Raw genomic sequence first — 11,157 nt, forward strand, 5'->3', positions numbered from 1 at the left:
TAATCACCATGGAAGGAGCAGAGGAATACCATATTGAACTTAACGGGGCGCTCACAACCACCACCTCCCCTGCTTTGGTGCTAAACCTCTCCAAAGGCATCAATCACTTAAAAGTGCAAAGCAAGATGGCTTGTCAAGGAGTTTTTGAGAAACAATTCTTATTGCTAGACAAGCCGCAGGCGTATCCCAACCCATTTGACGAAATTGTATCTATTCGCCTAGACCAGACAGTGGAAGAGCTTAGCGTTGCCACCTATACCTTAGCAGGAAAATTTATTAAAGAGAAAACGTACCGACCCACGGGTCACAGCTTAAATTTAGATTTTTCGGGACTCCCTTCTGGAAGCTACCTCCTAAGACTAAAAGGCAGTGTTACAAACACCACAATACATGTAATTAAAAAATAGGCTCATGAGACTCCCCTTCTTACTTCTAGTTTTTATGATTCTAATGGCATGCGGGGGTAAAGACGCACCCCAGGCCCCTGCTGCCGCACAATTAACCTTCCCCCTTAAAAACTCTGAATGCACCACAGGAGAAACCGTAATCGGGACCAACACCTCGGTAGTAACGTTTAACTGGGTAGCTTCCAATCACACAGAAACCTATGAGCTTAGAGCTACCAACCTCAATACCAATACCACGCAAACAATTATGTCTACTGCCCCAACAGCAAAGCTGACTTTAGAAAAAGGGAGCCCCTACTCGTGGTCTGTCATCAGCAGGAACAAGGCCGTTCAAGAGACCGGAAAAAGTGAAACTTGGCTTTTTTATAATGCCGGATTCCAAACTACTTACGCCCCCTTCCCTGCGGAAGTAAAGGCACCCAGAATGGGGAGTACGGTGGCCAAGGACATCAATAATGAAGTGGTGTTAATCTGGGAAGGTGCAGATGTAGACAATGACCTGGCTGGTTACGAGGTGTATTTTTCCACGGACAATCCACCAACCACCCTTTTGGCATCCCTCACCTCCAGTCAGTCGGAATTAAACGTAAGTGTAACCAGCAACACCAGTTATTACTGGCGTATTGTAAGCTTTGATCTGGAAGGCAACAAGGCTACGAACGCCATTGCCTCTTTCAAGGTCCGCTAAATAACTGCTTAGGTATTGTTAAAATGGTTCATGGTTCTTTCCATGCCGGACAGCACAAAAGACCGAACCAACTCGGTAGTTCTCTCGAACCGCTCTTTCAGCCTGTCCCGTTCATCTTGACTCCATTCCCCTAGTACGTAATTTATTTGCCCCCCTTCGCCAAAGTCGGCCCCAACGCCAAATCGCAATCTATTGTATTTCGTAGTATTTAAATGCAACTGGATATCCTTCAACCCATTATGCCCACCATCGCTACCTTTTTTCTTCAACCTTAAGGTTCCAAAATCCAAGTGGATGTCGTCTGTAATTACCAGCACATTTTCTAAGGGGATTTTTTCTTTCTCCATCCAATACCGAAGGGCCTTTCCACTGCGGTTCATATAGGTAGAGGGCTTTAGGCAGAGTATACTTCTCCCTTTCACCTTAAACACCCCAACATCCCCCAACTTTTGGGTTTCAAAGGAGAATCCCTCCTTTTTGGCCAAGACATCCAATATTTTAAACCCAACATTATGTCGAGTTTCAACATATTCGTCACCGATATTACCAAGACCAACTATTAAAAATTTTTTCATTCCGTCTGTTTCGTCCAGTAGTAGTCCGTTCACCTTAAAAAGCGCCCTTAAATAGTGGAACATAGACCTGTTTTTGGAGTTTATAAAAATACAAAAGCATCTGCTTTCGCAGATGCTTTGATAATAAATTGAATAAGATCTATTCGTTAGCAGCCTCAGCAGCTCCTCCTTCGGTAGCTTCTGCTTCTAACTCTTCGTCCTCATCATCTTCGATAATAACGTTACGTGCCGCTTTAACCTGCACTATGGTAGTAGCGTCTGGGTGTAGGATTGTAAATTCGTCCTTCTTAAGTGACTCCACTGAAATATGGTGACCAATCTTCAATTTAGAGATATCCACCTCAAAGAAATCGGGCAAATCACCAGGAAGTGCCTTAATACTAAGTTTTCTCTTTCTAAATAGTAATCTACCACCATTACGAACACCAGGAGAGTTTCCTACTAATTTCACAGGAATATCCATAGAAACTTCTTTGTCCGGGAACAATTGGTAGAAATCAATATGTAGAATATTGTCCGTTACAGGGTGAAATTGGATGTCTTGCTTAATGGCATCATATTTACCTGCTTCTCCCAAATCAATCACAACAGTATGCGCGTTTGGAGTGTACACTAAATCTTTGAACGACAGTTCATCTGCTGTAAAGTGTAATGGTTTTTCCCCTCCGTAAATAACGCAAGGTACCTTTCCAGCATTACGTAAGGCCTTTGTCGCTTTTTTGCCCACGCTTTCTCTTTCTGATCCTTTAATTGTAATTGACTTCATTGTATATAATTAAATATTAATTAATTTCCTTTTCCCACTAAGCTCCTACATCAAGAATTTAGAGCTTATGGAGGTGTTATGATGTACCCTATGCATAACATCTGCAAACAATTCTGCACAACTAATCACCCTTATTTTTTTACTTTCTTTTCGCAAAGGTATGGAGTCTGTAACAATCAGCTCGGACAATTGCGAATTTTCTATTCTTTCATAGGCCTTCCCAGAAAGCAATGCATGGGTTGTAATAGCCCTTACACTTGCTGCTCCTCGTTCCATCATTAGATCTGCCGCAGTGGTCAGGGTCCCAGCAGTATCTACCATATCATCGGCCAATACCACATTCTTACCTTTTACATCCCCAATCAGCTCCATATGTGAAATAACATTGGCTCCACCTCTTTGCTTGTAACAGATTACCACATCGCAATCTAGCGCTCTAGAATAGGCATAGGCTCTTTTAGAACCACCCATATCCGGGGAGGCTATCGTAAGATTTGGAAGATTTAAGCTCTCCAGATAGGGCAAAAACAAGGTGGACGCAAACAAATGGTCTACCGGCTTTTCAAAAAACCCTTGAATCTGATCGGCATGCAGGTCCATCGTAATAATACGTGTGGCCCCAGCAGCTTCCAACATATTGGCAATCAACTTAGCGGCTATAGGCACTCTCGGTTTATCCTTCCGATCTTGTCTTGCCCACCCAAAATAGGGAATTACTGCAGTGATATGTCGAGCAGACGCGCGTTTGGCCGCATCCAACATAAGCAATAGTTCCATTAGATTCTCGGAGCTTGGATTGGTTGAACCGATAATAAAAACCCTTCTACCTCTTATAGACTCCTCAAAAGAAGGCTGAAACTCACCATCACTGTATCTGGAAAAAATTACATTCCCCAGCTCTGTTCCAAAAGATTCAGCTATTTTCTCGGACAGTTTTGCACTTTGTGTACAGGTGAAAATTTTAGGTTCCGGTACTTGATATGACATTTATAACGTCTTGTTTTTTAGATTATTGGAGGTTCGTCTTTCTAAGCAGGTGCAAATTTAGAAATTTATTTGGGTTGCTAAAGTATAATTCTTGATATTTTTTTGTGGGATTAAACAAAATATTTTCTACTTTTGCAGTCGCTATCAAAATTTATGCCCTGCAGCATAGCAAGGAATACATTAAAAGCAGATTGCGAATTAGGAGGTTCAAGAGTTTTACAAAGAACAACTGAGATCCCTTAGAGATAAAAATAATTAGTTTGCTCGAGTGGCGGAACTGGTAGACCTGTCTGCCGACAGGCAGGCCTGACTGCCGTTAGGCAGGCGCGCTAGGATTGAAATAATGAATTAAATGGTTTGGGTTTATGCTATTTCCAGTTTAACCTCTAATTATATCTATGTTGGAATGACAACGGAATTAGAGGCACGGATTAGAAGACATAATGGCGGAAGAGAAAAAACGACCAAACCTTATATTCCATTCAAATTGATTTTCACAGAATGCTGTGAAAATAGATTAGAAGGAAGGAAAAGAGAAAAATACTGGAAATCAGGCGTTGGAAAAGAACAACTGAGATCCCTTAGGGATAAAAATAATTAGTATGCTCGAGTGGCGGAACTGGTAGACGCGCTGGATTCAAAATCCAGTTCCTTTGGAGTGTGGGTTCGATTCCCACCTCGAGTACGAAAGGCTTTAACGGAAATGTTAAGGCCTTTTTTTATTCCCAGGTACAACATAGGTACAACAAATTAGAACCTTTACTTTTAATAGAGCATCAACTTGAAATATGGCAAATATAATATTCCCCATGAGGGGACTTTGTATCTATAAAAGGGATCATGACCAATTGTTGTGTTTATGCAAAAATTGTGGTTAATCTATAAAGGAAGAATTCTACATTTTTCACCCCTCTGAACTGTGCCCTGAACGCTTTTATTCCTGCCTGCGGCAGGCAGGTTTGCATTGAATGATTTTGCCGAGGCATTCGTACTTTTATTTATAAAATAGTTTAGGATGGATCTGTAATTAACACTGATACTGTTAGCTACTGTTTGGAAGCTTTTAAAGGGATTTATTTAATCAAGCGATATAAGAAGTATTCCGTATTCCTGACTCCCCTAAATTGTGATCTAAAAGCCTTTACTTTGGCATTAAAGCATTCTGCTGAAGCATTTGTACTTCTGTTTAAAAAATAGTTAAGTACAGAGCGGTAATTTAAAGTATTGCTATTAGCTACCGTTTGGAAGCACTTAAATCCTGACTCCTCTACATCTTTGTACCAGTGGGCTAGTTGGATCAAGTCAAAAAGTTGTGGGATTTTGTTTTTAAGCAAAAATATCTAAGAGTCTAAAAAGGAATCGCTATTTTAAATTTAACACACTTTTAACTTAATTAATAAGAAAAACTAAATAATCAATCAAATTTTCACATATGTTTGGTAGGTAAACTCTTCGTATGAAAACATTTCTACTTACGTTAGTATGTATAGCAGTAACACTTAATGTGTTTGCACAACAAAAGCTTAAATTCACATATGACACGGCGGGGAACCAAATCCTAAGGGACCGGGTATGTCTAACGTGCTTAAAGGCCGTTATGCCTCAAAATTTAGATTCCCTATTTGTGGATTCAATTGATGAATTGGGATTGACTGATATTTTGGATTTTGAAATGACCGCTTATCCCAACCCTGTAACCGAAATTTTATTTGTTGAATGGTTTCCCAATGAACGGTTAAAGCCCAAAGAAATACAGGTATTTACGGTAGATGGTAGATTGATGAATACAATACCAATAAATACGGTACGGGGGGAACAACCCGTTTATTTTAATGATAGTCCACCCGGCCTATACCTGTTGAAAGTCCTGTTCGAAAATGGGGAGCGTCAAACCATTAGAATAGTCAAAAGCTGAGTAGAAGGATATTGTCGCTTTAATACTAACCCAACCAACAAGTATGAAAACATTTTTGATCTTCTTCGTATTCTCCATTGGTTCTTTCGGGGTATACGCCCAGACCGACTATACGGTAATCCCCTTGGAAGCGACCCCTATTACGGTTATCGAACGCACCGAAGATAAATCGCCCCCTTCAATGGAATTGGATATGGATGCGAGCATAGAACCAATGGGCTCGGGAGCCGGAGGTTCCGAAATCTCGGAAACTACTGGGGACCTTTCCGTTTCCCTTACTGGAGGAGCCACCTATTCCGTCCCCATCAAGGTGCCGCCGGGAATCAACGGGATAGTGCCTACAATCGCACTTTCGTATAACAGTCAGGGCGGTAATGGTATGGCCGGCTATGGCTGGAACGTTTCGGGCATTTCAGTGATCACACGGATCCCCTCCACCAAATTCCACGACAATAACATCGATCCGGTCGATTTTGACAGTGCGGACCGTTTTGCATTGGACGGGCAGCGATTGGTATTGAAGTCGGGTACCTATGGGGCCAGCGGGGCGATCTATGAGACCGAGAACTTCTCCAATGTGAAAATAGTTTCAAATGGGGTCTCAACTTATGGGTCGTCATACGGGCCTCTTTCCTTTACGGTCACCTATCCCGATGGTTCCGTGGCCAAATATGGCAATAGTACCGATAGTCGATCTAGAACAGATTATGCCATTACCAGTTGGCAGGACCCGCAGGGCATTATGGTTAATTATACCTATACCGCGGCGAACAATTCCTTGAGCATCGCTTCCATAAAATACGGACATAGAACGGGAGGTACCGCTCCGAACGAGATAGCCTTTGCCTATAAGTCCCGTAAACGTCCCGAACAGTCCTTTATCGGGGGTCAGGATTTTCGAAGGAAGACCATCCTTTCCACGATCAATGTGAAGACAGGGGCCATAGGCTATCGCAACTACTTGCTGGCGCATAATTTCAATACCCTCGGATTTGAACGGCTGACCAGTATCACTGAAAAGAGCGGGGACAATTCCCTTAGTTTTAATCCGATCAGCTTTAATTATAGCGATTCCCCAGCAAGTCTGGGTGCCTCAACAATAACTACCAGTTTAACAGTAAGCAATATTGAACAGCGAAATGCGCATATGGTTCCTTTGGATTATACCGGGGATGGGAAAATGGATTTTATCGTTTATCCCAAAAATAGGAGCGAACGTACCAAATTTTGGATCTTCCAGGAAATCCAATCGGGGAACACCAATATTGGCAGCCAGGTAAGTACCCCTATTTTTGAGACTATGTTTCCAATAGCCTATCTTGATGGGGCCAATAAATTAGACAAGGCCCAAGGTTTCGGATTGGTAACCCATACTGGTACCAATGAGGTACGGTTCAAGGTAAACGGACAGAGCACTTATGCACCTGCCGCCCAGTATTATGAAAAAACTTGGAACGCTCCCAGTTATACCCCAAAATACGATTGTACAACCAGTCGCAACCCGGAAAGGGTACCATTGAACTATATATCAGGGGATTTCAATGGTGACGGGCTTACCGATATCATAGGAATAGCCAATCCCTACTCTTACGAAACATGCTACCCTATACTTCCAAGGCCAGGCGAATCCTGTGGTGACTGTTGTAGATGTGAAACCACCAACGTACCCGATTCTAAGGTTTATTTTATAAATCTAGATCGTAGGATATCTACCGGATTTACCAATCGGGCGGGTACCCTGGAGACGGCCCTTCAATCGGACCATCGTTTGCTTACCGCAGATTTCAACGGTGATGGAAAAACGGATATATTACACGTTACATCAGGAAAGATAGATGTCTATACACTGAATTCGGCCAACGGCTTGGTGCGGTTATGGTCCACTACGGACTCTCGTATTAGAACGGACTATCCCTTATATCTGGGAGATTACAATGGGGACGGAAAGACCGATTTTATGATGCCGACGGCCAATAATAGCGCTACGTTTGCCCTCTTTCTTTCTACTGGGGTCCAATTTTCCCTTAAGATACAAGTTTATCCCTTTACGTATAAACAATATAGTATAGCAACAAGTCCGATCAATTCGTACGACCTTATTCCAACCGATATCAATGGCGATGGGCGTACCGATATCCTGGAATACAAAACCACCACCCATAACGGTGGTGCCAACGGATCCCAAACGGTTGGGATGTACTATAATACCTTTTCTACGGTGAGCGAAGTTACCCCGGCATTCAGCTTTATTAAATCGGCCACAAAGACCGGGACCTTGAATCACCTGCCCATCCCTGTTTTCCTATCTCCGGCCGACCGATCGAACAATAATCTTGATTTTGTAACGATCAGTAATAACACCTTGTGCAATTTTACCTTTGGGAAGGACAATAGGGAAGATATGCTTCTCCGTTCGATATCCAACAAAGGAACTACCCATAACATAACCTATCGCGACCTTGATCCCCATATTCAGGCGAGCGATACGTATGCTTTTTATGAGACCCGATCGGATCAGGTATATCCTTTTGTGGATATTGATGTGGCCAGGGGAACCAAGTTGGTAGCCACTCTTCAACGTTCGGTGAGCGGAACCACTACCATCAAGCAACATTTCGCCTACCAAGGGGCCGTAGCCCATGTAGACGGTCTCGGGTTCATGGGTTTTATAGGGCTTGCCCGCAGCGATTGGAGCACCCAGGATTCGGACCGTATCTGGAACATTACCAAGCACGATATCGCCAAACGCGGAGCAGTATCCAGCAGTTATTCCATGGCCAATTATTTTACTCTTAATTCCATACCCCCGGATTATATCGCAAAGACTACCTATGTGAACGCCTCTTCCCTGGCCGCCAACAAGGTATTCAAGATCAGCAATACCTCCAACCTGGTACAGAACGGCCTGGACGGGACCGCCATTACTACCAGCTACCTCTATGATGCCTATAACAACCCCACCAAGATTACCGTAGATTATTCCGGGCAGGGCAGTAGTGTAACGGACCTTACCTATGGCAACAGTACGGGCACCACCTACTATATCGGGCGGCCCCTTACCAAAAAGAACACCACAACCATAGGTGACAACGCCTTCTCCACAGAGGAAAATTATACCTATACGGGCTACTTGGTAACTACCAAAAATTACAAGGGGGACGGCACCCCTTTTGATTCGGAGACCTATACGTATGATGTCTTTGGCAATATAAAGACAAAGACCATTACGCCGAACGGGGAAACGGCACGACAGCTAAAGTACGATTATGACACTTCCGGTAGGTATTTGGTAAAAAGCTATGATGTGGAAAATCTGGCCACCTCTTATGAATACAATACCACCACCGGCACCTTGAAGAAGGAGACGAACCCCTTCGGTCTCGTTACCCAATATTTATACGATACTTGGAACCGGCTCACCAAGGTTACTGACTATCTGGGAAAGAACGTCAATACCACCTATGTGGAAACCTCCAACACCTATACCGTGACCGTTACAGCCGATGACGGCGGCAGCACCATTGCCGTATATGACCCGCTCCAAAGGTTGGTCAAGGAAAGTAAAAAGGACGTCTTAGGGCAATGGGTGAACAAAAGCTACCAGTACGATAAGTTCGATCGGGTGTGGAAGGAGAGCGAGCCCTATATAGGTACGGCGGCAAGTCAATGGAACACTACCGAGTACGACCTGTACGGCAGGCCCAAAACGTTGATCTCCTATACGGGTAAGGTTACGAATATCAGCTATTCCGGGCTAACGGTTACGGTGAATGACGGTACCAAGACCGTTGCCACTACCAAGAACGCCCTGGGGAACGTAACCCAGGTTACAGATCCGGGCGGCACCATCGCATACACCTATTTTGGCAACGGGGCCATGAAGTCCAGCACCTATTCCGGTATCGCCCAAACCATAGAACAGGATGGCTGGGGAAGAAGGACAAAATTGATAGATCCTTCCGCCGGGACTTATACCTATGCATACAATGGTTTTGGAGAGCTCACCAAGGAGACCACCCCAAAAGGGGTTACCGATTACACCTATAGTACCGTTGGCAAGCTAACCCAAAAAAAGGTGACGGGCGATGCCAACACCAATATGATCATCAACTATTCCTATGATGCTACCAGCAAGTTGCCTACGAGTATTGCCCTGGCCACCAATGCCGACGGCAATACGGGGACTACCACTATTGCCTATGACAGTTATAAGCGGGTAACCAGTACCATTGAGACCAACTCCCATGCCAAATTCACCAAATGGTTTACCTATGATGCCTTTGGGAAAGTGGCGACCGAGGAAAGTGAGGGACGGTTGTTGAGCAATAACAAGTTCAGCAAGATCAAGGTAAAGAATACCTATGCCAACGGGCAGTTAAAGAACGTGAACGACTTTGCTACCAACGAGGAACTTTGGAACATTACCGGCCTCAATGCTAGGGGGCAGGTGACCACCTCTACCATGGGAGTGGCCCTAAGGCATACCAATACGTATGATACCTATGGATATCTTACACAGGCCCTTTCCCAAAAGAACGTAACCACCTCTCCAGTAGAGCTGATTAAGCTCAGCTTTAACTTTAATGTGCAGCGGGGCATCCTCAACAGTCGCACCAACAGCCTATTTGCCTGGACGGAAAATTTCACCTATGATTCCCAGGACCGGTTGCTCAGCTTTAACGACAATAACGGGGCCAAGAACCAAGATTACGATAATAAAGGACGGATCAATACACTCTCCAACTTAGGAACCTTTACCTATAACAGCACTAATTACCAGAATACGGGATTGACCCTGAACCCTACCGGAGAGAGCTATTACAACAATTTTACTACCCAGAACATCACCTACAATGCCTTTAAGAGCCCTGTGGAGATCCATGAGAACGGAAAGGACCGGATCGGTTTCCAGTACAATGCGGGCATGGGCCGTGCCACCATGTACTACGGCGGTACCCAGGCCACCAAGGAGGACCGTCCCTTTAGGAAGCACTATTCCCAGGACGGCAGTATGGAGATAAAATGGGAAAAGGCCACGGGCAGGACTACTTTCGTCACCTATGTGGGCGGGGATGCCTATTCCTCGCCGGTAATCTACCATTCGGATCAGGGAAGTACCACCACGGCCCAATACCTGTACCTGCACAGGGATTATTTGGGCAGCATCTTGGGGATAACGGACAAAAATGGTACTTTTAAGGAGAAGCGGCATTTTGATGCCTGGGGCAATATCGTTAAGTTGACGGACGGGAACAATGCGGCACTGACGAAATTCGCCGTCTTGGACCGTGGCTATACGGGGCACGAGCACCTGCAGGAAGTAAACCTTATTCACATGAACGGGCGGCTCTACGATTCCATGCTGCACCGTTTTTTGATGCCCGATAATTTTGTGCAGGACCCCTATAGTACGTTGAGCTACAATCGGTATTCTTACGTGCTGAACAATCCCTTGATGTACACCGATGCAAATGGGGAGTTCTTTTGGTTTGCGGTGATTGCAGGAGCGGTCATCGGTGCAGTGGCCCAAGCGGTGAAGCCCGGGGCGAACTTCGGTACCATTGTCGGGGGCGGACTCATAGGAGCCGTGGCCGGGATGGTGGGTGCCGGGGTGGGCAGTGTCGTGGCCGGGGGCGGGTTTTTCAGCAGCGGGATGTCGGCGTCCATGGGCTTTTGGGGCGGTGCCGCCTCAGGTTCCGCAGGGGGCTTTGCTGGCGGTTTTGTTGGAAGTACGGGCACGTCCTGGATGAACGGTGCCAATTTTGGTGAAGGTCTGGGATCTGGGCTTACTGCTGGTGTGATCGGGGGAGTTACCGGAG

At 44.9% G+C, this 11,157-nt stretch carries 9 protein-coding genes and 1 tRNA gene; 6 read left to right on the top strand and 4 right to left on the bottom strand.

What is annotated here, in order from left to right; all coding sequences use genetic code 11:
* Both F1E73_RS15495 and F1E73_RS15500 read left to right on the top strand, forming a co-directional pair.
* On the top strand, nucleotides 1-407 hold a 407-nt coding region (locus F1E73_RS15495), incomplete at its 5' end, for a T9SS type A sorting domain-containing protein (RefSeq protein ID WP_150452446.1).
* Between the two features lie 4 nt (nucleotides 408-411).
* Entirely contained in the window at nucleotides 412-1,095 is a 684-nt protein-coding gene (locus tag F1E73_RS15500) for a hypothetical protein (protein WP_150452447.1), read from the top strand.
* An 8-nt stretch (nucleotides 1,096-1,103) separates the two neighbouring features.
* On the opposite strand, the gene pth is transcribed toward F1E73_RS15500, so the two are convergent.
* The 3 genes from pth to F1E73_RS15515 all read right to left on the bottom strand — a co-directional run bounded on the left by pth (nucleotide 1,104) and on the right by F1E73_RS15515 (nucleotide 3,423).
* Entirely contained in the window at nucleotides 1,104-1,733 is a 630-nt protein-coding gene (pth, locus tag F1E73_RS15505) for an aminoacyl-tRNA hydrolase (RefSeq protein WP_150452448.1), read from the bottom strand.
* 76 nt (nucleotides 1,734-1,809) lie between these two features.
* On the bottom strand, nucleotides 1,810-2,436 hold the full coding sequence (locus tag F1E73_RS15510; protein ID WP_086477743.1) for a 50S ribosomal protein L25/general stress protein Ctc: 627 nt from the start codon (nucleotides 2,434-2,436) through the stop codon (nucleotides 1,810-1,812).
* Nucleotides 2,437-2,481: 45 nt separating this feature from the next.
* Complete coding sequence (locus F1E73_RS15515) at nucleotides 2,482-3,423, bottom strand: ribose-phosphate pyrophosphokinase (RefSeq protein WP_086477744.1); 942 nt, start codon at nucleotides 3,421-3,423, stop codon at nucleotides 2,482-2,484.
* Between the two features lie 352 nt (nucleotides 3,424-3,775).
* Here F1E73_RS15515 and F1E73_RS15520 point away from each other — a divergent pair, with 352 nt between their 5' ends.
* Nucleotides 3,776-4,024: a GIY-YIG nuclease family protein gene (locus F1E73_RS15520; RefSeq protein ID WP_150452449.1), complete on the top strand. Its 249-nt coding sequence runs from the start codon at nucleotides 3,776-3,778 to the stop codon at nucleotides 4,022-4,024.
* 3 nt (nucleotides 4,025-4,027) lie between these two features.
* Nucleotides 4,028-4,108 (top strand) — tRNA-Leu (locus F1E73_RS15525).
* Nucleotides 4,109-4,496: 388 nt separating this feature from the next.
* Here F1E73_RS15525 and F1E73_RS15535 read toward each other — a convergent pair.
* On the bottom strand, nucleotides 4,497-4,757 hold the full coding sequence (locus F1E73_RS15535) for a transposase (protein WP_317132993.1): 261 nt from the start codon (nucleotides 4,755-4,757) through the stop codon (nucleotides 4,497-4,499).
* A 263-nt stretch (nucleotides 4,758-5,020) separates the two neighbouring features.
* Between F1E73_RS15535 and F1E73_RS15540 the strand changes: the two genes are divergently transcribed.
* Together F1E73_RS15540 and F1E73_RS15545 are read left to right on the top strand one after the other, a co-directional pair.
* Nucleotides 5,021-5,338 (top strand): T9SS type A sorting domain-containing protein, encoded by a 318-nt coding sequence (locus F1E73_RS15540; protein ID WP_176328533.1) that lies wholly within the window; start codon nucleotides 5,021-5,023, stop codon nucleotides 5,336-5,338.
* 43 nt (nucleotides 5,339-5,381) lie between these two features.
* Nucleotides 5,382-11,157, top strand: a 5,776-nt coding sequence (locus F1E73_RS15545) for an FG-GAP-like repeat-containing protein (RefSeq protein ID WP_150452450.1), incomplete at its 3' end; no start/stop codon positions are given.

The organism is Arenibacter lacus, from assembly GCF_008711145.1.
GTDB lineage: Bacteria > Bacteroidota > Bacteroidia > Flavobacteriales > Flavobacteriaceae > Arenibacter > Arenibacter amylolyticus.

Bases quoted from the DNA above. Each gene is read 5' to 3' on its own strand.
- F1E73_RS15540 (WP_176328533.1), top strand. From the start codon at position 5,021: ATGCCTCAAAATTTAGATTCCCTATTTGTGGATTCAATTGATGAATTG.
- F1E73_RS15500 (WP_150452447.1), top strand. From the start codon at position 412: ATGAGACTCCCCTTCTTACTTCTAGTTTTTATGATTCTAATGGCATGC.
- F1E73_RS15515 (WP_086477744.1), bottom strand. From the start codon at position 3,423: ATGTCATATCAAGTACCGGAACCTAAAATTTTCACCTGTACACAAAGT.
- F1E73_RS15510 (WP_086477743.1), bottom strand. From the start codon at position 2,436: ATGAAGTCAATTACAATTAAAGGATCAGAAAGAGAAAGCGTGGGCAAA.
- F1E73_RS15520 (WP_150452449.1), top strand. From the start codon at position 3,776: ATGGTTTGGGTTTATGCTATTTCCAGTTTAACCTCTAATTATATCTAT.
- pth (WP_150452448.1), bottom strand. From the start codon at position 1,733: ATGTTCCACTATTTAAGGGCGCTTTTTAAGGTGAACGGACTACTACTG.